This is a genomic window from Pseudomonas parafulva NBRC 16636 = DSM 17004 (genome assembly GCF_000730645.1).
In the GTDB taxonomy this organism is placed as follows: domain Bacteria; phylum Pseudomonadota; class Gammaproteobacteria; order Pseudomonadales; family Pseudomonadaceae; genus Aquipseudomonas; species Aquipseudomonas parafulva.
In genome coordinates this window covers 1-20,666 of sequence record NZ_BBIU01000011.1, presented here as the reverse complement: position 1 = coordinate 20,666, position 20,666 = coordinate 1, and the positions used below count along the sequence as shown (strand labels likewise).

Here is a 20,666-nt window from a genome sequence, read left to right as displayed (position 1 = left end):
AGGCTTCATCATGACTGACATGCGTCGCTGGATCTGGCTGGGCTTGGCACTGCTGCTCATCGTGCTGCTGTATAGCCTGCACAATATCCTCACCCCGTTTCTGGTCGGCATCCTGCTGGCGTACCTGGCAGACCCCCTGGTCGATCGCCTGGAGCGCATGGGCATGTCGCGCACCTGGGGCGTGGTTGTGGTGTTTGGCTTGGTCACTTTGGTAATGCTGGCCTTGCTGCTCGTGCTGATTCCGATGCTGGCCAAGCAGCTGGTTCGGCTCTACGAGCTGGCGCCCCAGGTGCTGGACTGGCTTGAACATGTTGCACTGCCCTGGGTACAGGGGCGCCTCGGGCTTGCAGATGGCTTCTGGAAGTTCGACAAGATCAAGGCGGCCATCGGCGCGCACATGGGGCAGACCACCGACATCGTGGGTGTGGTGCTGTCCCAGGCAACGGCCTCCAGCCTGGCCTTGATCGCCTGGCTGGCGAACATGGTGCTGATCCCGGTGGTGGGCTTTTACCTGCTGCGCGACTGGGACGTGATGATGGCCAAGGTGCGCAGCCTGCTGCCGCGCCAGAACGAGCCGAAAATCGTCGAGCTGGCCGGTGAGTGCCATGAGGTGCTGGGCGCGTTTGTACGCGGGCAGTTGCTGGTGATGGTCGCCCTGGGCTTCATCTATTCAGCCGGCCTGATGCTGGTTGGCCTGGAGTTGGGCCTGCTGATCGGCATGATGGCCGGGCTGGCGGCCATTGTGCCGTACATGGGCTTCATTATCGGTATTGGCGCAGCGCTGGTGGCTGGGTTGTTCCAGTTCGGTGGCGACCTTTATCCCATGCTCGGCATCGTGGCGGTGTTCATGGTGGGGCAGGCGCTGGAGGGTATGGTGCTGACCCCGTTGCTGGTAGGGGATCGCATTGGCCTGCACCCCGTGGCAGTGATTTTCGCGATCCTGGCTGGCGGTGAACTGTTCGGTTTTACCGGCGTGTTGCTGGCGTTGCCGGTTGCAGCGGTGATCATGGTGCTGCTGCGGCATATGCACGACCTGTACAAGCAGTCGGACATGTACGACGCAGACGTCGACCCTGAGTTGTAGCCGCATTTACCCGGGGCAGGCTGCAAGCCTTTGATTTTGCTTGCACTCTGCCCGGGTGTGATTGTGCACCCTGCGTTGCAGGTATAGACTTTGCCGACTGTTCACTAAAGGCCCCTGTGGTCCCGCCGACCGCCCGCGAGCATGAAACCACCGATCCAGTTGCCCCTGGGTGTGCGCCTGCGCGATGACGCCACCTTCATCAACTATTACCCGGGCGCCAATGCTGCGGCGCTGGGGTATGTCGAGCGTCTTTGCGAAGCGGACGCCGGCTGGACCGAGAGCCTCATCTACCTGTGGGGCAAGCAGGGCGTTGGGCGTTCCCACCTGCTGCAGGCCGCCACTCACCGTTTTCAGCAACGTGGCGAGCCTGCGGTGTATCTGCCCCTGGCGCAACTGCTGGAGCGCGGCGTCGGGCTGCTCGATTACCTCGCCCAGTACGAACTGGTGTGCATCGATGACCTGCATGTCATCGCCGGCAAGCCGGACTGGGAAGAGGCGATGTTCCACCTGTTCAACCGCTTGCGGGACAGTGGCCGCCGCCTGCTGCTGGCCGCGTCTGCCTCCCCCCGCGAATTGCCCATCAAGCTCCCCGACCTCAAGTCGCGCCTCACCCTTGCCCTGGTGTTCCAGATGCGTGGGCTGTCCGACGAAGACAAGCTGCGTGCCCTGCAACTGCGGGCATCGCGCCGGGGTCTGCACCTCACTGATGAAGTCGGGCACTTCATTCTCACCCGTGGCGCGCGCAGCATGAGCGCGCTGTTCGACCTGCTCGAGCGCTTGGACCAGGCGTCCCTGCAGGCTCAGCGCAAGCTCACCATCCCGTTTCTGAAAGAAACCCTCGGCTGGTAACCCCCTGAAAACGCTGGGCTAGAGCGGCCTCACAGAAAAGTCACATCTTTTTCGATAAAATTTGCAAATCGCCATCATAGAGGGCATAGTTCCACCCCACTAAAGGATTACAGACACGGTTGTGCCCATGCTCAAGCGCTTCGCACCCCTCGTGCCACTCGCACTCGTGACCCTGCTTTTTGGCTGCGCGGCCCAAGGCCCAGCTTCTTATTCGCAGCCCCAGGATCACACTCCGGTCGCCGTACAGCCGGCGATCAAGGCCAAAGCCTCGTCGTCGTCGGTGTTCGGCGAACCGCAAGAAGTGGCCACTGAAGATGACCTGGAGGCTTTCTCCAGCAGCAAGCCCTACCAACTGCCGGTTCTGGCCGACAGTATTCTGGAGCGCGGCATGTCGTTGATCGGCACCCGCTACCGCTTTGGCGGTACCTCGGAACAGTCTGGCTTCGATTGCAGTGGTTTCATCGGCTACCTGTTCCGCGAAGAGGCGGGCATGACCCTGCCACGCTCAACGCGTGAAATGATCAACGTCGATGCACCCAAGGTTGCGCGCAACAAGCTCAAGCCAGGTGACTTGCTGTTCTTCAGCACCAACGGCCGGGGCCGCGTCAGCCATGCAGGTATCTACCTGGGTGACAACCAGTTCATCCACTCCAGCAGCCGCCGCAGCGGTGGCGTACGCATCGACAGCCTCGGTGACCGTTACTGGAGCAAGACCTTCATCGAAGCCAAGCGTGCCTTGGCCATGGCGCCGACCAGTATCGCGCGCAACTGATAGCATGTGATATACCCTGCCACGGCGGCGTTGCTTTTCAAAAAAAGCTCGCCGCCGTGCGCATTTACAGAAAACGTCTAATCTAAGTTCTCAACTCTTTTCGGCTGCGGCCCAGCGACCTCAGACAGGATGTTTTGGCCATGACAACGATGGCGCGCTTCGCATTGCTTTCCCTGGCAGCCCTTCTGGCTGCCTGTTCCAGTCGGCCACCAGCACCTGCCCCGGTGGTGGTTCAGCCACGGGTCGTGTACAGCCAGCCGAGCGCTTCGCCCGTCGCCGATGACGTGCTCATCCGCGCGATTGGCCTGGTGGGTACGCCCTACCGTTGGGGCGGCAACACCCCGGACTCTGGCTTCGACTGCAGCGGCCTCATCAAATACGTCTACCGCGATGCCGCCGGTATCAGCCTGCCGCGCTCCACGCGGGAGATGATCGTCATGCAAGCGCCAACGGTAGATGCCAAGTCCCTGCAGTCCGGGGACCTGGTGTTCTTCGCCACAGGGGGTGGGTCGCAGGTCAGCCATGCGGGCATCTATGTGGGCGACGGGCGCTTCGTGCACGCCCCTTCCACCGGTGGCACCGTGCGCCTGGACTACCTGTCCAACAGCTACTGGGCCAAGGCTTACTTGCAGGCCAAGCGGGTGATCCAGCAGGGGCACCTGGCGCAGAACCCCTGAGTATGCTCAGGGGGCTTTGCTGACCCGCCATATGCTGCTGCCCACATCGTCAGCCACCAGCACACCACCGTGGCTGTCCTGCACGACGCCGACCGGTCGGCCCATGGCATTACCCGCCTGGTCGAGGAAGCCGGTCAATAGGTCCACGGGTGGGCCGGCCGGTATGCCGGCGCTGTCGAACGGTACGAAGATTACTTTGTAGCCACTGTAGGGCTGCCGGTTCCACGAGCCGTGCTGCCCTATCAAGGCGCCTTGGCCAAAGCTCGGCGGCAACACACCGTGGTCGACAAAGGCCAGCCCGAGGGACGCGGTATGGGGCCCCACTGCGTAATCGGGCGCTATTGCCTTGCTGACCTTGGCAGGGTCTTGCGGCTGCACCCGGTTGTCCACATGTTGCCCGTAGTAACTGTATGGCCAACCGTAGAACCCGCCTTTTTTCACAGACGTGATGTAGTCCGGTACCAGGTCACTGCCGATTTCGTCACGCTCGTTGACAGCGGTCCACAGGGCGCCACTGCCTGGCTGCCACGCCAGCCCGTTAGGGTTGCGCAGGCCGCTGGCATAGATCCAATGCTTGCCGGTGGCCGGGTCTACCTCCCAGATCGCGGCCCGTTCAGCTTCCTTCTCCAGACCGTTTTCGCCCACGTTGCTGTTCGAGCCCACGGTCACGTACAGCCGTTTGCCGTCCGGGCTGGCGATCACGTTTTTTGTCCAGTGGTGATTCAAGGGGCCAGCAGGCAGTTCGGTCACCACCTCGCCTGCACCGGTAACCTGCTGCATACCGGGTTCGTAGTGAAAGCGCAGCAGTTTGTCCGTATCAGCCACGTAAAAGTCGTTGCCGATCAACGCCATGCCGAAGGGTGAATTGAGCCCTTCTATAAAGGACGTGCGGGTTTCAGCTACACCGTCATGGTCGGCGTCGCGCAGCAGCGTGATGCGGTTGCGGCTGGGCACTGCTGCGCCTGCACGTTTCATGGCCAGCCCCATGGCCCAACCACGTACGCCGCGACTGTCCTCGGGCTTGGCGGGCGCATTGGTTTCCGCCACCAGGACATCGCCATTGGGCAGTACGTAGAGCCATCGGGGGTGGTCCAGCCCTGCAGCAAAGCGGGTCACGTGCAAGCCTGGTGCTGCCTGAGGCATCAGCCCCTTGGGCCAGCCGGTGGCCGGTGCGATGTTGACGGTGGGGAACAGGGTTGCAGCGGGAGGCGGGAGCTGCGGGGTAGGGCCCGTGCCATCGGCTACCGCCAGGCGGGCCGTTTCGCCGCAGCCTGCCAGGCCGGCACACAGCACGAGCAACAGTGGAACGGGCGGGCGATTCATGGGGGCGTCTCTCAGTGCGGCAGGTAGTGCTTCAGAGAATAGCCGGGTCTGCTGGGTTCAGTCGCTGTGACCAGGGGCTACACCGCTACCGCCTGCTGACCACCTCGCTAGGCAGCATGGGTGCCTGACAACCCGAGGCAGGAGTACCCATGAAGAACCTTCTGGAAAAAGTCGACCGTGGCCTGGATGCGATAACTGCTGGTATGCCGCTGGCGCGATTGGTCGACAAGATCATCCGGGACTACCCCGACCCCTATGAGTTGGCCAGGGAGCAGGCCACGCAAATCCTGCTGCGCCGTACCGGCAAGGCTATTGACCCCCGGTTCGTCTGGTGGCACCAGTTTCAAGGCACCGCTACCAGCAGCCCGCGCACGTTCACCGGCTGGCAGCATTCGGGGCGCCCCAGCAAGTCGCTGCGGCTGCCGCAGCTGGTGATCGAGCGCTTTGACCCGGGTTTTCAGGAGGCCTCCGACGAACTGAACGTTTACGGCGGCTTCTATCGCCAGGGCCCTCATGCCGGGCGGTTTGACGAACACAATGAAGTGCCGATGCTGCCCAGCGACGTGCTGGCTGATTTGTGGGCGCTGGATTTCGCCAGCCTCTACCGTCAGCGTGTCGATGAGTTCTGGGTTCGGCATGGCCGGCATTTTCGTGTGCTGGCCAAGATCAACCTGTTGGCCCAAGCCCGGCATGCGGCGCAGGCCGGCAAGATAAACAGCACGCAGTGGGCGCAGTTGCGCGCCTTGGTTACTGACCGCTTGAGTGCAAACGAGCTGCCTGCACTGGCCCGGCTGGAGCATGACAGTAGCCAGCGCCCATTGAAGGTTTACCGCTACGCATTCGATCATGACGACCGCGGTTGCCTTTATAGCCTGCATGAGCAGAACGGACGCGCGATGCTGTATCTGCCCTGGGCCGAGCAGGCCTTGTGGGCATTCGAGTCCGAGCGCGCCATGGCCGGCTGGTTGCGCACGAGCCTGCAGGACTCGCAGTGGTTGGGTCAGTTCATGCGGGCTACGCATCTCTATGATGACGGCAGGGTGAAGCGTATCCATGGGCAGCTGCACAATTTGGCCCAGAGTGCCTCAGCAGAAGCTGCGCAGGTGCTGTTGCAACCCCTGAAACGCGCGGTGCAGAACGACTTCTTCGACTACATGGCCAACTTGTCCCGTGCCGAGATGCACAGCAATGCCAACCTGATGATCAGCAACCAGGACCTGCGCAAGGTGCTCTGGCGAGGCTACCTTGGGGCATTCCTGAAGGTGTTTGGCGGCTTTGCGCCCCTCGGGCGACCGGTGCTTTGGGTCATGCTCGGGGTCACCGTCAGCCGGGTGGCGCTGGAGGTGGATGCTGCGCTGGATGCACGAGACGATGACGGGCGCAAGGCGGCGTTACGCGCAGCCATGATCGATACGCTCATGGCTGCACTCAACCTGGTGGATGTGATGTTCCAGGCCAGTTTCGACTCGCTGGCCTATCAGGCACCCCAGCATGAAGCCACGATTTCACTGGAGCACTGGCAAGTGCAGACGTCAGCGACCACGGCCGCGGAGGGTTTGGAAACCAACAACCTGCTGGTGGGTGAAACGGGCCGTGAAGGTCGGTTGGCGGGCGTGCTGGTGCAGGAGGATGGCTCCTGCTGGATCAAGCTGAACGGTTTGTCGTACCGGGTCCGTTACAGCACCGACCTGTCATGCTGGCTGATCGTGCCGGCCGAAAACCCATACGCATTCGGGCCCCTGCGCCCGGTCCGCCTGAGTGCCAGCGGTGAATGGGAACTACTGGTGCCGCCCCGCCTGGCAGGCGGCAACCCCCCCGCTATAGAGAACGTCGCCACCGTAAACTCCCCTTTCTGGGACACCTACGCCGGCTTGGATTCTGCACAGAGCAAGGCCCTTAGCACCCAGGCGCTGAGGCGTCAGAAAGCCCTTCTGGAATCCTGGATGTTGCCTACGGTATCGGAGGGACGTGCGCCCGATGTGGATGCCAATGGGCTGGACTGCGTGATGGTCAGAAACGCCCCTGAATATTCGTACCGTCACGAGCGTGAGTATTTCAATTCGTTGATCGAGTACTACACCAGCGACGAGTCGCAAGTGAATGATGTGTTCCGCCATGGCCGCTATCGGTATGGGGACGAAGACAGCTATATCGCCAACCTGGCTGACTCGCTCGAGCGGCTGCCCAAGAGTAACGCGGTGACGCTGTACCGCGGTGGCAATGCAGCGCGCCACACCGGTGCGGCACCCTATCGTACAGGTCGGCTGAAGGTGGGGGACACGCTGGTAACTACGGACCTGACGTCCTTTACCGAAAACCCCTATAAGGCAGCGGAGTTCGCCTCACGTGTATTACCTGGGCAGGCGCGTGGTAACGCCAGGGAGTTCGATGACAGTTCCGTGATTTACCAGCTGCCTGCCGGGCGTTATGAGGATGGCACCCCGGTCAGCGCTTTTTCGCTGTACTGGGATGAAGCAGAAACGTTGTTTCTGCCTGGGCAGTACTTCCGGGTGGAGAATGTGGAGCAGGTATACGGGGCCGGTTACCACTTTATCCTGGTTACCCTGGGCCGTACGGTTAAGCCTGCTTCCGGCGTGGTTCACGACCTGCGCACGGGCCAGGTATTCGACCCCGGCGTATTCAGCAGGCGCCTGCGTACGCCGGCGTTGGCAAAGCGGTTTTTCCCTGCGTGACCGGCCAGCCCAGTACGTTGTTCAACTTTGCCTGAGCAGCAGCGCAACGCCTGGGTAGTAGTTACCCAGTGCGTCGTGCAGCTTGCGGTAGGCGTAGGGGAAATACCAGGCAATGGCGCACGCAGTATGCTTCTGCAGGTCGTCCACCAGGTCCTGGAGTTCCTCGGGGCTGGCATGTTGCCCTGCCTTGCACGGGCTGATGAACAGGGCGCCGGCTTTCAGCTGGCTGGGGTAAGCCACTTGGTGAGCCAGGGCCGCAGTCTGTTGCAGGGCTGCCGCCATGTCCAGGCCGGCCATTTTCGGCCAGCGCTGGCTCACACTCAGGTAAAGCGCCTCGTCGAGGCTGCTGATCCATAGGTCGCAGCGTGCCTCACGGTCCTCGTCGTCCCGTTGTTTCTTGCCTGAAAACTGCTGCAGCGCGGTCAGTTCTGCTTGCCAGGCCGCCGCTGCCAGCAGCCCTGCATTGGCCGTTGCGCCGTGCCAGTAAGGTGCCTCGGCGTCGCCGGCGCAGCGGTTGTAGCGGTCGATGCATTCCACCCAGCGTTCGAACACAGGCGCCAGAAATTCCAGGCGCGGGTTGTTGATCAGATGGCCTCGCATGCTGCGCACTCCTGTTGTGATTATGGGGGCGTACGACCTGCGTAATGGCTATGTGATATCACTTGCTTTCAGTGTGGCACAGTTTTGCCGAATGGCCATCGAGCCGGGTCGCTTTGTTATCCCGCCTACGGGCTGCGTCGATTGACGCTCCCGACGCAACCCTCTAACCTTCGCGCGTGTTTCAGGTGCCCCGCCAAGGGGTGAAACAGGGAAGCCGGTGGGTGCCAGCATGGCGCGATTCCGGCGCTGCCCCCGCAACGGTAAGTGAGTGACGGCCGCGCAATACCACTGGGTTTCTGTACCCGGGAAGGTGCGCAGGCTTGGGCCGGTGCCCGCTCGCAAGCCCGGAGACCGGCCTGACACTGCCAACGGCATCACGGAGGGTGATGCGCGGTGCACCGTGGCGTTCAGCCATGGCTCCTGCGCGCGCTCCTTTTGCCTGCTTATTCCCTGTCGCCATGGCTTGCCGTGGTGCCAGCCAGCGGAGCCCCCCATGAGCGAAATCACCGAACGCGACGAACGTCACCTGGCGCGCATGCAGCGCAAGAAAGCGGTCATCGACGAACGCATCGCCAACTCCCCCAACGAATGCGGCTTGTTGCTGGTACTGACCGGCAATGGCAAGGGCAAGAGCAGCTCGGCGTTCGGCATGCTCGCGCGTGCGCTGGGCCATGGCATGCAGTGCGGTGTCGTGCAATTCATCAAAGGCCGCAACAGCACCGGCGAAGAGCTGTTCTTCCGTCGCTTCCCCGAGCAGGTGCGTTACCACGTGATGGGCGAGGGTTTCACATGGGAAACCCAGGATCGCCAGCGTGACATCGCGGCGGCCGAGGCGGCATGGGCCGTGTCGCGTCAACTGCTGCAGGACGAATCTGTGCAGTTCGTGGTACTCGACGAATTGAACATCGCCCTGAAGCACGGCTATCTGGACCTGGACCAGGTGCTGTCCGACATCCAGGCCCGCCCACCCATGCAGCACGTGATCGTCACCGGTCGCGGTGCCAAACCAGAGATGGTCGAGCTGGCGGACACGGTGACTGAAATGGGCATGCTCAAGCACGCATTCCAGGCCGGCATCCGTGCCCAGAAGGGCGTGGAACTGTGAGCGCACCCCGCCAATGCCCCGCGGTACTGATTGCAGCCCCGGCTTCAGGGCAGGGCAAGACCACGGTGACCGCGGCCCTGGCGCGGCTGCACCGCAACCTGGGCCGCAAGGTACGGGTGTTCAAATGCGGGCCCGATTTTCTCGACCCGATGATTCTCGAACGGGCCAGCGGTGCGCCGGTGTATCAGCTGGACCTGTGGATGATCGGTGCCGAGGAAAGCCGCCGATTGCTGTGGGAGGCCGCAGGTGAGGCCGACCTGATCCTGATCGAAGGGGTGATGGGGCTGTTCGACGGCACCCCCTCGAGCGCGGACCTGGCACGCCATTTCGGCGTGCCGGTGCTGGCGGTCATCGATGGTACGGCCATGGCTCAAACCTTCGGTGCATTGGCCCTGGGGCTGGCCCGCTATCAGCCCGACCTGCCGTTTGCCGGGGTGCTGGCCAATCGGGTGGGCAGCCTGCGTCACGCCCAGTTGCTTGAGGGTAGCCTGACCGAGGGGCTGCGCTGGTACGGCGGGTTGTCCCGTGAGCGGGGCATCGAGTTGCCCAGCCGCCACCTGGGTCTGGTCCAGGCCAGTGAACTGAACGACCTCGATACCCGGCTGGACGCCGCCGCGCAGGCGCTGGGTGACAGCTGCGATGCCACCCTGCCGCCGGCGGTCACCTTCGCCCAGGCACAGCCGTTGCAACCCACTGCCTTGCTGGAAGGTGTGCGGGTAGGCGTGGCGCACGACGAGGCCTTTGCCTTCACCTACGGCGCCAACCTTGAATTGCTGCGGCGCATGGGCGCGCAGCTGGTGTTCTTCTCGCCGCTGCATGACCAGGTGCTGCCGACGGTCGACAGCCTGTACCTGCCTGGTGGCTACCCCGAATTGCATCACCATGCCCTGGCCGCTAACGCCCCGATGTGCCAGGCCATTCGCGCGCACCACGCCCAGGGCAAGCCCCTGTTGGCAGAGTGTGGCGGCATGCTGTATTTGCTGGAAGCGCTCACCGATGTGGCTGGCGAGCGTGCCGAGCTGCTGGGCCTGCTACCTGGCGAGGCGACCATGCAAAAACGCCTGGCGGCCTTGGCCTTGCAGGCTGTGGAACTGCCGGAGGGCACCCTGCGTGGCCATACCTATCACCATTCCCTGACCAGCACCACGCTGGAGCCCGTTGCACGTGGCCTAAGCCCCAATGGCGGGCGGGGTAACGAGGCGGTGTATCGCCTGGGGCGGTTGACGGCTTCCTATGTGCATTTTTATTTCCCCTCCAGCCCTGAGGCAGCGGCGGCGCTGTTGCGACCATGACTGATCACGTTTTCAGTGAGCCCGAGCGCGCTGCGGTATACCGGGCGATCGGCGAGCGCCGCGACATGCGCCATTTTGCCGGTGGCGAGGTGGCGTCAGAATTACTGGCGCGGCTGCTGGCGGCGGCCCATCAGGCACCCAGTGTTGGCCTCATGCAACCCTGGCGCTTCATTCGCATTACCCAGCGTGAGTTACGCGGGCGCATCCAGGCGCTGGTCGAGCAGGAGCGTGTGCTGACTGCTCAGGCGTTGGGCGAGCGCTCCGACGACTTCATGAAACTCAAGGTCGAAGGCATAAACGATTGCGCAGAGCTCCTGGTGGCCGCCCTGATGGACAACCGCGAACCGCACCTGTTTGGCCGCCGCACGCTCCCTGAGATGGACCTTGCCTCGCTGGCCTGCGCCATCCAGAACCTGTGGCTGGCCGCACGTGCCGAAGGGCTGGGTATGGGCTGGGTGTCGTTGTTCGATCCGCAGGCCCTGGCCGCACTGTTGGGCATGCCCGCCGGGGCCAAACCTGTGGCGGTGCTCTGCCTGGGCCCTGTTACCGCGTTCTATCCGGCGCCCATGCTGGTGGTGGAGGGCTGGGCCCAGGCGCAGCCGCTGAGTGAGATGCTGTACGAAAACCGTTGGGGGGCACGCCCATGAGCGTAGCCTTGCTAACTGTCGCCGGCGTGGCTTTGGATGCCCTGTTCGGTGAGCCCCAGCGGCGTCACCCGTTGGTTGCGTTTGGCAACATGGCGGCCAACCTTGAGCGCCGTTTGAACGCGGGCGGCCGTGGCTGGCGCAGCCATGGCGTGAGTGCCTGGTTCCTGGCCGTGGTGCCCTTGACCTTGTTAGCGCTGATACTGTCCTGGCTGCCGGGCATAGGCTGGCTGGTGGATGCGCTCGCGTTGTACTGCGCGTTGGGCCTGCGCAGTTTGGGCGAACATGTACTGCCCGTTGCTGCCGCCTTGCGCCAGGGCGATCTGGAAGAGGCGCGGCGCCGTGTGGGTTACCTGGTCAGCCGCGAAACCCGTGAGCTGGATGAACCTGCGGTCGCACGGGCAGCTACCGAGTCGGTGCTGGAAAACGGCAGCGATGCCGTGTTCGCCGCGTTGTTCTGGTTCGTGGTAGCGGGTGCGCCGGGGGTGGTGCTGTACCGTCTGAGCAATACCCTTGATGCCATGTGGGGCTACCGCAACGAGCGCTTCGAGCGTTTTGGCTGGTGCGCCGCGCGCATCGACGACCTGCTCAACTACGTGCCGGCCCGGCTGGTGGCATTGACCTATGCGGTGCTTGGCAAAACCCGGCTGGCACTGGCCTGCTGGCGCCGACAGGGCCCCTTGTGGGACAGCCCCAACGCCGGGCCGGTGATGGCCGCTGGTGCGGGTGCGCTGGGGGTGGAACTTGGCGGGCCTGCGGTGTACCACGGCCAGTTGCACGAGCGCCCGCGCCTGGGCGAAGGGCCGGCAGCCAGCGAGGACGCCATCGAGCGTGGCTGGCAGTTGGTGCAGCGCGGGGTCTGGTTATGGCTATTGGTGATCTGCCTGGGGGCGTACCTGAATGCTTGAACACGGTGGCCGCCTGCTGCGCGCAGTGCGCCAGTACGGCATTGCACGCGAGCACTGGCTGGACCTGTCCAGTGGCATCGCGCCTTGGCCCTTTCCCATCCCGTCTATTCCTGTGCAAGCCTGGGCCCGCCTGCCTGAAACCCATGACGGCCTGGAGCAGGCCGCCTGCCGTTACTATGGCGCCGCTCAGTTGCTGCCGGTTGCCGGGTCCCAGGCTGCCATTCAGGCGCTGCCGCTGCTGCGTACGCCCGGCAACGTCGGGGTGCTCACCCCATGCTATGCCGAGCACGCCCATGCCTGGCAGCGTGCCGGGCATCAGTTGACGGCGCTGGACGAAACCCAGGTCGAGGCATCACTCGATCACCTGGATGTGCTGGTGCTGGTGAACCCGAACAACCCGACCGGCCGCAGCCTGCCACGTGAAACGGTGCTGGCCTGGCACCAGCGCCTGGCAGCGCGTGGGGGCTGGTTGCTGGTGGACGAAGCCTTCATGGACAACACCCCCGCGTGCAGCGTGGTGGATTGTACTGAGCGCCCTGGGCTGATCGTCTTGCGCTCGTTCGGCAAATTCTTTGGGTTGGCGGGGGTTCGCCTGGGCTTCGTGGCGGCTGAGGGCAGCCTGCTGTCACGCCTGGCCGACCTGCTCGGGCCCTGGACCATCAACGGCCCGACCCGGGTCTTGGCCCAGGCCAGCCTGGCCGATCAGGCCACCCAGCATCTGCAACGCGAGCGCTGCGCGGCTTACAGCCTGCGCCTTGCACAATTATTGGCGCGTGGCGGGCTTGCCGTCAGCGGCGGCTGCGACCTGTTTCAGTATGTGCGTTGCCAGCATGCTGCACACCTGCACGACCATCTTGCCCGCAGCGGCATTCTGGTTCGCCTGTTTGAACAGCCCTCGGCGCTGCGCTTTGGCCTGCCTGCCTGCGAGGCGGACGAACTGCGCCTGGCCCAGGCCCTGGCTACCTACAAGAAGGACACCCCATGACCACCCTCATGGTGCAAGGCACCACGTCCGACGCCGGTAAAAGCACCCTGGTGACCGCCCTGTGCCGCTGGCTGTTGCGCCAGGGTATCGAGGTGGTGCCGTTCAAACCGCAGAACATGGCGCTGAACAGTGCCGTGACCGCCGATGGTGGCGAGATTGGCCGTGCCCAGGCCGTGCAGGCCCAGGCCTGCCGCCTTGAGCCCCACACCGACATGAACCCGGTGCTGCTCAAGCCCAACAGCGACACTGGCGCCCAGGTGATCATCCATGGCCGCGCCGTCACCAGCATGAATGCGGTCGCGTACCACGACTACAAGGCCATCGCCATGCAAGCGGTGCTGGCCTCCCACCGGCGCCTTAGCGAGGCCTGGCCAGTGGTGATGGTAGAAGGGGCAGGGTCCCCGGCGGAAATCAACTTGCGTGCCGGCGATATCGCCAACATGGGCTTTGCCGAGGCAGTGGATTGCCCCGTCATTTTGGTGGCCGACATCAACCGCGGAGGGGTCTTCGCCCACCTTGTCGGCACGCTGGAGCTGCTGTCGCCCAGCGAGCAGGCGCGGGTCAAAGGGTTTGTCATCAACCGCTTCAGGGGCGATATCGCCCTGCTGCAACCAGGGCTCGACTGGCTGGAGCAACGGACCGGCAAGCCGGTGCTGGGCGTGCTGCCCTACGTCACCGACCTGCACTTGGAGGCCGAGGATGGTATTGATGCACGCCAGGGCAAAAAGGATGCACAGGTACTGAAGGTGATCGTGCCGGTGCTGCCGCGTATCAGCAACCACACCGACTTCGACCCGCTGCGCCTGCACCCGCAGGTGGACCTGCAGTTTGTGGGCCCGGGCCAGCCTATCCCACCTGCCGACCTGATTATCCTGCCGGGCTCCAAGAGTGTACGCAGTGACCTGGCCCAGCTGCGCGAACGCGGCTGGGACAAGGCCATCGAGCGGCATCTGCGCTACGGCGGCAAGTTGATCGGCATTTGTGGCGGGCTGCAGATGCTCGGCCGTGACGTCCACGACCCCGCCGGCCTGGAAGGCGCTGCCGGTTCCAGCGCGGGCCTGGGGCTGTTCGACTACGCCACGGTACTGGAGGCCGAGAAGCAACTGCGCAACGTGGCGGGCACCCTGGCGCTTGAAACCGCGCCGGTCACTGGTTACGAGATCCACGCCGGGGTCACGACCGGCCCGGCACTGGGCCACCCTGCGGTGCAGTTGGCCGATGGCCGCAGCGACGGCGCCATCAGTGCCGATGGGCAGGTGCTTGCCACTTACCTGCATGGCTTGTTCGAGGGCAGCGCCTCCTGCGCGGCGTTGCTGCGCTGGGCAGGCCTGGATGAAGTGCAGGTAATCGATTACCAGGCGTTGCGCGAACGCGACATCGAGCGCCTGGCCGACCTGGTTGAGCGGCACCTGGACACCCGCCGCCTGCTGCAACTGTGTGGGGTAGCCTGAAATGCACAACCTGATCCTGGGCGGTGCCCGCTCCGGCAAAAGCCGCCTCGCCGAACAACTGGCTGCCGACAGCGGCCTGCCGGTGACCTACATCGCCACCAGCCAACCCCTGGATGGCGAGATGAACGACCGTGTGCAATTGCACCGTCAGCGGCGCCCCACCGAGTGGGGATTGATCGAGGAACCCCTGGCCCTGGCTACCGTGCTACGGAGCGAAGCGGCAGAGGGGCGCTGCTTGCTGGTGGACTGCCTGACCTTGTGGCTGACCAACCTGCTGATGCTCGAAGACGATCAGCGCCTGGCCCAGGAGCGCGATGCGTTGCTGGAATGCCTGCCCACCCTGCCTGGCACCCTGGTGCTGGTCAGTAATGAAACCGGCCTCGGCGTCGTGCCCATGGGCGAGCTGACCCGACGCTACGTCGACCTGGCCGGCTGGCTGCACCAGGCAGTGGCCGAGCGCTGTCAGCGCGTGGTCCTGACCGTGGCCGGCTTGCCCCTGATGCTGAAAGGACCTGCACTATGAACACGACCTGGTGGCAGAACCCCTGCCAAGCCGTCGATGAAAACGCCACGGGCCAGGCCCGTGCCCGTCAGCAACAGTTGACCAAGCCAGCGGGGTCCCTCGGCCAGCTGGAGAGCCTGGCGGTTCAGCTGGCCGGCCTGCAGGGGCGCGAGCGCCCGACCGTGGGTAACGTTTTCATCACCCTGTTTGCTGGCGACCATGGGGTCGTCGAAGAAGGCATCTCCGCCTACCCACAAGCCGTCACCGGCCAGATGCTGCGCAATTTTGTCGGCGGTGGCGCGGCAATCAGTGTACTGGCCCGTCAACTGCAGGCCAGCCTGGAGGTGATCGACCTGGGCACGGTCGATCCGCTTCTGGAACTGCCAGGGGTGAGCCATTTGCGCCTCGGCGCCGGTACCGCCAACTTCGCCCGCCAGCCTGCCATGACGGCGGGCCAGTTGCAGGCGGCCTTGCAGGCTGGCCGCGACAGCGCACAGCGTGCCGCCCAGGCCGATGGGCACTTGTTCATCGGTGGCGAGATGGGCATCGGCAACACCACGGCTGCAGCGGCCTTGGCCAGCGTGTTGCTGGGCTGCCCGGCAGCTGCCCTGAGCGGCCCCGGTACGGGTCTAGACAATGCCGGCGTGCGGCACAAGGCCGAGGTTATCGAGCGGGCCCTGAGCTTGCATGCGGTGCAGGCCACAGACCCGTTGCAGGCGCTGGCCTGTGTGGGCGGCTTCGAGATCGCCGCCCTGGCCGGTGCTTATCTGGGCTGCGCGCAAGCCGGGGTGGCGGTACTGGTGGACGGCTTCATTTGCAGCGTCGCTGCGCTGGTGGCGGTGCGGCTGAACCCACAGTGCCGCCCCTGGTTGCTGTTTGCGCACCAGGGCGCCGAGCCCGGGCATCAGGCTGTGCTGGCTGCGCTGCAAGCCGAGCCATTGCTGGCGTTGGGCCTGCGGCTGGGCGAGGGCAGTGGTGCTGCCCTGGCCGTACCACTGCTGCGCCTGGCGTGTGCGCTGCACGGGCAGATGGCGACCTTTGCCGAGGCGGCCGTGGCGGACCGCCCGGCATGATTCTCGACCTGCTGCGCCACGGTGAAACCGAACAGGGTGGCCTGCGAGGCAGCATTGACGATGCCCTGACCGAAAAGGGTTGGGCACAGATGCGCGAGGCCGTGGCAAAGGCCGGCCATTGGCAGGTGCTGGTGAGTTCGCCGTTGCAGCGTTGTGGTCGCTTCGCCGATGAGCTGGGGGCGCAATTGGGCTTGCCCGTGCAGCGCGAGCCTGCGCTGCAGGAGCTGCACTTCGGTGACTGGGAGGGCCGCACCGCTGCACAGATCATGGAACAGCAGGCCGACGAACTGGGGCGCTTCTGGGCAGACCCCTACGGCTACACACCGCCCAACGGCGAACCGGTTGAAGCCTTTGCCGGGCGCGTGCTGACGGCGGTAGGGCGCCTGGCGTGCCAGCACGCTGGCAAACGCGTGCTGCTGGTGACCCATGGTGGGGTGATACGCCTGTTGCTGGCCCGTGCCCGCGGCCTGCCAAGGGCACAACTGCTGCAGGTGGAGGTGGGCCACGGCGCACTCGTGCAGCTGCGGGTGACCGCGCAAGGGCAACTGATAGAGGGCTGCTGACATGCTACCGTTCTGGATCGCGTTGCAGTTTCTGAGCAGTTTGCCCGTCACCTTGCCGGGCATGCCAGCCCCACGCGAGGTAGGCCGTTCGCTGCTGTTTTACCCGCTGGTTGGCCTGTTGTTCGGCCTGGTGCTCTGGTTGGCCAGCCACTTGCTGCAAGCGGTGCCGGCACCGCTGCATGCGGCGTTGCTGTTGAGCCTGTGGGTGTTGCTGAGCGGCGCCTTGCACCTGGATGGCCTGGCGGACAGTGCCGATGCCTGGCTGGGCGGGTTTGGCGACCGCGAACGCACCTTGCAGATCATGAAGGACCCCCGCAGCGGGCCGGTGGCGATCGTCACCCTGGTGCTGGTGTTGCTGCTTAAATTCTGTGCCCTGTGGGTGCTGGTGGAGCAAGGCGCTGGTGCAGTGTTGCTGCTCGCACCCGTGATCGGCCGGGCCGCGATGCTTGGCCTGTTTCTTTCTACCCCCTACGTCCGCCCTGGCGGCCTGGGCCAAGCCCTTGCCCAGCACCTGCCTCGGCGGGCTGCCATGGGGGTCGTGCTGGTGTGTACTGCTGTCGGCCTGCTGATGGCGGGTTGGGTCGTGGTGCTGGCACTGGGTGTGGCTGTCGCATTGCGGCGTCTGATGTGCCGGCGACTGGGCGGCACTACGGGTGATACAGCCGGTGCCATGCTGGAGCTGCTTGAGTTGGCCGTAGTGCTTGGCTTGGCTTTGAGTCTTTAGGTTGCCTGCATGAATATCAGAGCCTTCCTACAGAAAACCTTGCGTTTATATTCCGTAAAAATCATTGAATCGTTTTGAAAAGACGCTAACCCCGTATTCAAGTAGGCTCGCTGCTTCCTGAAAGCTGGAGAAGCCTGCCATGCGCCATTGGTTATTCACCGTTCTGCTGATGCTCTGTGTACCCGTTGCTACGGCAGCAGACCTGATCACGTTCTGGGACACGCCCCGCCACGGCGGCAATAGCTTCAACCGGCTGCCACCGGATCAGGCGTATTTCGACGCATTGCGCGGGTATGGCGCAACCTGGGTGCGGTTGTCCTACGACAAGTGGCAGCCTGCGCAGCGGGATTTCCTGCTGGGTAACGCCGATCACTATCAAGGCCTGCCATCGGCCGACCTGGCCACATTGCGTACTGCTCTGGACCGCGCCCACCAGGCGGGGTTGAAGGTAGTGATCGCGCCCCTGTCACTGCCGGGCATGCGTTGGTCGCAAAACAACAAGGGCCAGTTCGACGACCGCCTGTGGCAGGACAAAGCCTACTGGTTGCAGGCCGCGGGCTTCTGGAAAGACCTGGCGCGGGAGCTGAAAGGCCACCCGGCTGTTGCCGCGTACAACCTGGTGAACGAACCCGCGCCCGAGAAAATGAGCGACCTGGCCGAGCACGCCGACGCCGAGAGCATGCGCCGGTGGTATGCCCGAGAGCAGGGTGGCGCGCGCGACTTGCCCGGGCTGTATCGGCAACTGATAACCGCTATCCGTCAGGAAGACCCAGCCACGCCGATCATGGTCGATGCGGGGTGGTTTGCCGCTGCCGATGCATTCGGCTACTGGCCGGCACCTTTGCCAGACCCACGTGTGCTCTACAGCATCCACATGTACGAGCCGTATTTTGTCACCAGTGCTCCCAATATGACCCGCAAGCAACCGTTGGCCTACCCTGGTGCGGCTCCCTTTGCCGGGCACACCCAGCAATGGGATAGCGAACGGGTGAAGCGCTACCTGCAGCAGCCCATTGCCTGGGCGCAGGCCATGAAGTTGCCGCGTTCACGCCTGGTGGTAGGCGAGTTTGGCTGCATGCGCCGGCTGGCGGGCTGCCCGCAGTACCTTGAGGACGTTCTTGGGGTGCTCGACGGTGCCCGGCTGCATTGGGCGTTCTACAGTTTCCGCGAAGACAGCTGGGATGGCATGGACTACGAACTGGGCGCTGCGAAAGTGCCGTGGCGGTACTGGCAGGCGATCGAGCAGGGCGCTCCCGACCCGCTCCCTCGCAAGGCCACCCCGCAGTTCGAACCTATCGCCAAGCGCCTGCGCCAGGCCGAGGGCGCGCCGTAACCCGATGCACCCGTACGCGCCACTTGATACCAGCCGGCCCACGCGTTCATGCTGCATGCCAGTGAGCGGGAATCTACCCGCAAGCACCTTGCGATGGGCTGGAGATAACAATAATGAGTTCGGTGTGGCGCACCAGCGGGTGGGTATTGTTGGGGGCGGCGTTGATTCTTGCGCTGTCTTTGGGCGTGCGGCATGGCTTTGGCCTGTTCCTGGCGCCGATGAGTGCGGATTTTGGCTGGGGACGAGGGGTGTTTGCATTCGCCATTGCGTTGCAGAACCTGATCTGGGGGCTGGCCCAGCCGTTCGCGGGTGCTTTGGCTGACCGCCTCGGTGCGGGTCGGGTGGTGATGATCGGTGGGGTGCTGTACGCCACCGGGCTAGGGCTGATGGGCATGGCCGACTCTGCCTGGTCGCTCTCGCTCAGTGCCGGGCTGCTGATTGGCATCGGCCTGTCCGGTACATCGTTCTCAGTGATATTGGGTGTGGTTGGGCGCGCCGTGCCGGCGGACAAGCGCAGTATGGCCATGGGCATCGCCAGCGCTGCCGGCTCGTTCGGCCAGTTTGCCATGTTGCCGGGCACGTTGGGCCTGATCCAGTGGCTGGGCTGGTCCGCCGCGTTGCTGGTGTTGGGGCTGCTGGTGGCGTTTATCGTGCCGTTGGTGGGCCTGCTGCGCGATCGCCCGCTGCCCGCGCTGGGCAGTGAGCAGACCCTGGGCGAAGCCTTGCGCGAGGCGTGCGGGCATTCGGGCTTCTGGTTGCTGGCGCTGGGGTTCTTCGTGTGCGGGTTCCAGGTGGTGTTCATTGGTGTACACCTGCCGGCCTACCTGGTGGACCAGCACCTGCCGGCAACCACCGGCACCACCGTGCTGGCGCTGGTGGGCCTGTTCAATATCGCCGGTACGTTCACTGCCGGCTGGCTCGGCGGGCGCATGTCCAAGCCGCGTTTGCTCACTGGGCTGTATCTGCTGCGGGCGGTGGTTATCGTGCTGTTTCTGTGGGCGCCGGTGAGTGCGTTCAGTGCCTATCTGTTTGGTATCGCCATGGGGCTGTTGTGGTTGTCCACGGTGCCGCTGACCAATGGCACGGTGGCCACGTTGTTCGGGGTGCGCAATTTGTCGATGTTGGGCGGCATTGTGTTCCTGTTCCATCAGTTGGGGGCGTTTCTGGGCGGCTGGTTGGGGGGTGTTGTCTATGATCGAACGGGCAGCTACGACCTGGTCTGGCAGATCGCAATCCTGCTGAGCCTGATGGCGGCGGCCCTCAACTGGCCTGTGCGTGAACGGCCCGTGGCGCGTTTGCAGGCGGCAGCATGAACCGGTCTGTGGTGCGGGTGGGGCTGGTGATTGTGGCGCTGGGAGCGCTGGCCCTGGTGTGGTGGGGGTGGCACCAGGGCGGCATGGCGTTGATGCAATTGGGCATGGGCGTTTGTTAAGCGCTACGCTGCAAGTTCGGGCATTGGCCAACAGGAGTCAGTTGACGTGAAGACACAGTGGTTGACAGTACCGTTGCTGGCGTTGTGCGCCGCGCTACCGGTGTGGGCGGCCGAGTGCCCGGCGGTATTGCAGGGGGCGCTGCCAGAGCTGCGGGGCAAGGGGCAGGTGGATTTGTGCGAGCGTTATGGCGGTAAGCCGCTGGTGGTGATCAACACGGCCAGCTATTGCGGTTTTGCGCCGCAGTTCGAGGGGCTTGAGGCCACGTACAAGGAGTATCACGGTCAGGGGCTCGAGATGTTGGGGGTGCCCTCCAATGACTTCAAGCAGGAGGATGCCGACAGCGAGAAGACGGCGAAGGTCTGTTATGCCAATTATGGGGTGACCTTTACCATGACCAAGGAGCAGGCGGTACGGGGTAAGGATGCGATCCCTCTGTTTGTCGAGCTGGCGAGGCAGAGCAGTGCGCCGAAGTGGAATTTTTATAAGTATGTGATTGATCGGCAGGGAAAGGTGATTGCGAGTTTTTCCAGTTTGACGAAGCCGGATGATCCGGCGTTTCGGGGGGCGATTGAGAGGGCTCTGGGGCGGTAGGTTTGAAGTTTTAAGTTTGAAGTTGTTTGCTACTCGTGGGTTTTCATGGCAAGCACAGTCCATA

The 20,666-nt window shown here is 64.0% G+C and carries 21 protein-coding genes and 1 riboswitch; of the genes, 19 read left to right on the top strand and 2 right to left on the bottom strand.

Going from position 1 to position 20,666, the window contains the following annotated elements; translation table 11 throughout:
- The first annotated feature begins 10 nt into the window (after positions 1–10).
- The 4 genes from PPA02S_RS08315 to PPA02S_RS08300 all read left to right on the top strand — a co-directional run bounded on the left by PPA02S_RS08315 (position 11) and on the right by PPA02S_RS08300 (position 3,382).
- On the top strand, positions 11–1,084 hold the full coding sequence (locus PPA02S_RS08315) for an AI-2E family transporter (RefSeq protein WP_028635047.1): 1,074 nt from the start codon (positions 11–13) through the stop codon (positions 1,082–1,084).
- A gap of 141 nt (positions 1,085–1,225) precedes the next feature.
- The gene (hda, locus tag PPA02S_RS08310; RefSeq protein ID WP_028635048.1) at positions 1,226–1,933 is read left to right on the top strand and encodes a DnaA regulatory inactivator Hda; all 708 of its coding nucleotides are present in this window, start codon (positions 1,226–1,228) and stop codon (positions 1,931–1,933) included.
- 127 nt (positions 1,934–2,060) lie between these two features.
- Complete coding sequence (locus PPA02S_RS08305; protein ID WP_028635049.1) at positions 2,061–2,705, top strand: C40 family peptidase; 645 nt, start codon at positions 2,061–2,063, stop codon at positions 2,703–2,705.
- A gap of 140 nt (positions 2,706–2,845) precedes the next feature.
- Positions 2,846–3,382: a C40 family peptidase gene (locus tag PPA02S_RS08300; protein WP_028635050.1), complete on the top strand. Its 537-nt coding sequence runs from the start codon at positions 2,846–2,848 to the stop codon at positions 3,380–3,382.
- Positions 3,383–3,388: 6 nt separating this feature from the next.
- Here the strand turns inward: PPA02S_RS08300 and PPA02S_RS08295 are convergent, their stop codons facing one another.
- Positions 3,389–4,705 (bottom strand): PQQ-dependent sugar dehydrogenase, encoded by a 1,317-nt coding sequence (locus tag PPA02S_RS08295; protein ID WP_028635051.1) that lies wholly within the window; start codon positions 4,703–4,705, stop codon positions 3,389–3,391.
- 149 nt (positions 4,706–4,854) lie between these two features.
- On the opposite strand from PPA02S_RS08295, the gene PPA02S_RS08290 reads away from it, so the two are divergent.
- Positions 4,855–7,398, top strand: coding sequence for a dermonecrotic toxin domain-containing protein (locus PPA02S_RS08290; RefSeq protein ID WP_028635052.1), 2,544 nt, complete (start codon positions 4,855–4,857; stop codon positions 7,396–7,398).
- Positions 7,399–7,419: 21 nt separating this feature from the next.
- Here PPA02S_RS08290 and PPA02S_RS08285 read toward each other — a convergent pair whose 3' ends face one another.
- Positions 7,420–7,998 carry a hypothetical protein gene (locus PPA02S_RS08285; RefSeq protein ID WP_028635053.1) on the bottom strand — a complete coding sequence of 193 codons (579 nt, stop codon included), beginning with the start codon at positions 7,996–7,998 and terminating at the stop codon, positions 7,420–7,422.
- Positions 7,999–8,164: 166 nt separating this feature from the next.
- Positions 8,165–8,372: riboswitch (cobalamin riboswitch) on the top strand.
- 119 nt (positions 8,373–8,491) lie between these two features.
- On the opposite strand from PPA02S_RS08285, the gene cobO reads away from it, so the two are divergent.
- The 14 genes from cobO (at position 8,492) to PPA02S_RS08220 (ending at position 20,602) form a co-directional block, all read left to right on the top strand.
- Positions 8,492–9,103: a cob(I)yrinic acid a,c-diamide adenosyltransferase gene (gene cobO / locus PPA02S_RS08280; RefSeq protein ID WP_028635054.1), complete on the top strand. Its 612-nt coding sequence runs from the start codon at positions 8,492–8,494 to the stop codon at positions 9,101–9,103.
- Entirely contained in the window at positions 9,100–10,395 is a 1,296-nt protein-coding gene (locus PPA02S_RS08275) for a cobyrinic acid a,c-diamide synthase CobB (protein ID WP_028635055.1), read from the top strand. Before cobO ends, PPA02S_RS08275 begins: the two co-directional genes overlap by 4 nt.
- Positions 10,392–11,042 carry a 5,6-dimethylbenzimidazole synthase gene (gene bluB, locus PPA02S_RS08270; RefSeq protein ID WP_028635056.1) on the top strand — a complete coding sequence of 217 codons (651 nt, stop codon included), beginning with the start codon at positions 10,392–10,394 and terminating at the stop codon, positions 11,040–11,042. Before PPA02S_RS08275 ends, bluB begins: the two co-directional genes overlap by 4 nt.
- Positions 11,039–11,947, top strand: a complete 909-nt coding sequence (gene cbiB / locus PPA02S_RS08265; RefSeq protein WP_028635057.1) for an adenosylcobinamide-phosphate synthase CbiB — start codon at positions 11,039–11,041, stop codon at positions 11,945–11,947. The genes bluB and cbiB overlap by 4 nt, the downstream gene beginning before the upstream one ends.
- Positions 11,940–12,932 (top strand): threonine-phosphate decarboxylase CobD, encoded by a 993-nt coding sequence (gene cobD / locus PPA02S_RS08260; RefSeq protein ID WP_028635058.1) that lies wholly within the window; start codon positions 11,940–11,942, stop codon positions 12,930–12,932. The genes cbiB and cobD overlap by 8 nt, the downstream gene beginning before the upstream one ends.
- Positions 12,929–14,383, top strand: a complete 1,455-nt coding sequence (locus PPA02S_RS08255; protein ID WP_028635059.1) for a cobyric acid synthase — start codon at positions 12,929–12,931, stop codon at positions 14,381–14,383. The genes cobD and PPA02S_RS08255 overlap by 4 nt, the downstream gene beginning before the upstream one ends.
- A gap of 1 nt (position 14,384) precedes the next feature.
- Positions 14,385–14,906, top strand: coding sequence for a bifunctional adenosylcobinamide kinase/adenosylcobinamide-phosphate guanylyltransferase (gene cobU / locus PPA02S_RS08250; protein ID WP_028635060.1), 522 nt, complete (start codon positions 14,385–14,387; stop codon positions 14,904–14,906).
- The gene (gene cobT / locus PPA02S_RS08245; RefSeq protein WP_028635061.1) at positions 14,903–15,958 is read left to right on the top strand and encodes a nicotinate-nucleotide--dimethylbenzimidazole phosphoribosyltransferase; all 1,056 of its coding nucleotides are present in this window, start codon (positions 14,903–14,905) and stop codon (positions 15,956–15,958) included. The genes cobU and cobT overlap by 4 nt, the downstream gene beginning before the upstream one ends.
- Positions 15,955–16,521 (top strand): histidine phosphatase family protein, encoded by a 567-nt coding sequence (locus tag PPA02S_RS08240; protein WP_028635062.1) that lies wholly within the window; start codon positions 15,955–15,957, stop codon positions 16,519–16,521. The genes cobT and PPA02S_RS08240 overlap by 4 nt, the downstream gene beginning before the upstream one ends.
- 1 nt (position 16,522) lies before the next feature.
- The gene (locus PPA02S_RS08235) at positions 16,523–17,245 is read left to right on the top strand and encodes an adenosylcobinamide-GDP ribazoletransferase (RefSeq protein WP_028635063.1); all 723 of its coding nucleotides are present in this window, start codon (positions 16,523–16,525) and stop codon (positions 17,243–17,245) included.
- 205 nt (positions 17,246–17,450) lie between these two features.
- Complete coding sequence (locus PPA02S_RS08230; RefSeq protein WP_245614655.1) at positions 17,451–18,578, top strand: glycoside hydrolase family 5 protein; 1,128 nt, start codon at positions 17,451–17,453, stop codon at positions 18,576–18,578.
- A 113-nt stretch (positions 18,579–18,691) separates the two neighbouring features.
- Positions 18,692–19,891 carry an MFS transporter gene (locus PPA02S_RS08225; RefSeq protein ID WP_028635065.1) on the top strand — a complete coding sequence of 400 codons (1,200 nt, stop codon included), beginning with the start codon at positions 18,692–18,694 and terminating at the stop codon, positions 19,889–19,891.
- Positions 19,888–20,010, top strand: coding sequence for a hypothetical protein (locus tag PPA02S_RS23430; RefSeq protein WP_272867585.1), 123 nt, complete (start codon positions 19,888–19,890; stop codon positions 20,008–20,010). Before PPA02S_RS08225 ends, PPA02S_RS23430 begins: the two co-directional genes overlap by 4 nt.
- A gap of 46 nt (positions 20,011–20,056) precedes the next feature.
- Entirely contained in the window at positions 20,057–20,602 is a 546-nt protein-coding gene (locus PPA02S_RS08220) for a glutathione peroxidase (protein WP_028635066.1), read from the top strand.
- The last annotated feature ends 64 nt before the right edge of the window (positions 20,603–20,666 follow it).

Bases quoted from the DNA above. Each gene is read 5' to 3' on its own strand.
- PPA02S_RS08240 (WP_028635062.1), top strand. From the start codon at position 15,955: ATGATTCTCGACCTGCTGCGCCACGGTGAAACCGAACAGGGTGGCCTG.
- cobU (WP_028635060.1), top strand. From the start codon at position 14,385: ATGCACAACCTGATCCTGGGCGGTGCCCGCTCCGGCAAAAGCCGCCTC.
- cobT (WP_028635061.1), top strand. From the start codon at position 14,903: ATGAACACGACCTGGTGGCAGAACCCCTGCCAAGCCGTCGATGAAAAC.
- PPA02S_RS08285 (WP_028635053.1), bottom strand. From the start codon at position 7,998: ATGCGAGGCCATCTGATCAACAACCCGCGCCTGGAATTTCTGGCGCCT.
- PPA02S_RS08300 (WP_028635050.1), top strand. From the start codon at position 2,846: ATGACAACGATGGCGCGCTTCGCATTGCTTTCCCTGGCAGCCCTTCTG.
- hda (WP_028635048.1), top strand. From the start codon at position 1,226: ATGAAACCACCGATCCAGTTGCCCCTGGGTGTGCGCCTGCGCGATGAC.
- PPA02S_RS08290 (WP_028635052.1), top strand. From the start codon at position 4,855: ATGAAGAACCTTCTGGAAAAAGTCGACCGTGGCCTGGATGCGATAACT.
- PPA02S_RS08305 (WP_028635049.1), top strand. From the start codon at position 2,061: ATGCTCAAGCGCTTCGCACCCCTCGTGCCACTCGCACTCGTGACCCTG.
- PPA02S_RS23430 (WP_272867585.1), top strand. From the start codon at position 19,888: ATGAACCGGTCTGTGGTGCGGGTGGGGCTGGTGATTGTGGCGCTGGGA.
- PPA02S_RS08225 (WP_028635065.1), top strand. From the start codon at position 18,692: ATGAGTTCGGTGTGGCGCACCAGCGGGTGGGTATTGTTGGGGGCGGCG.
- cobD (WP_028635058.1), top strand. From the start codon at position 11,940: ATGCTTGAACACGGTGGCCGCCTGCTGCGCGCAGTGCGCCAGTACGGC.
- cobO (WP_028635054.1), top strand. From the start codon at position 8,492: ATGAGCGAAATCACCGAACGCGACGAACGTCACCTGGCGCGCATGCAG.
- bluB (WP_028635056.1), top strand. From the start codon at position 10,392: ATGACTGATCACGTTTTCAGTGAGCCCGAGCGCGCTGCGGTATACCGG.
- PPA02S_RS08315 (WP_028635047.1), top strand. From the start codon at position 11: ATGACTGACATGCGTCGCTGGATCTGGCTGGGCTTGGCACTGCTGCTC.
- PPA02S_RS08255 (WP_028635059.1), top strand. From the start codon at position 12,929: ATGACCACCCTCATGGTGCAAGGCACCACGTCCGACGCCGGTAAAAGC.
- PPA02S_RS08235 (WP_028635063.1), top strand. From the start codon at position 16,523: ATGCTACCGTTCTGGATCGCGTTGCAGTTTCTGAGCAGTTTGCCCGTC.
- cbiB (WP_028635057.1), top strand. From the start codon at position 11,039: ATGAGCGTAGCCTTGCTAACTGTCGCCGGCGTGGCTTTGGATGCCCTG.
- PPA02S_RS08295 (WP_028635051.1), bottom strand. From the start codon at position 4,705: ATGAATCGCCCGCCCGTTCCACTGTTGCTCGTGCTGTGTGCCGGCCTG.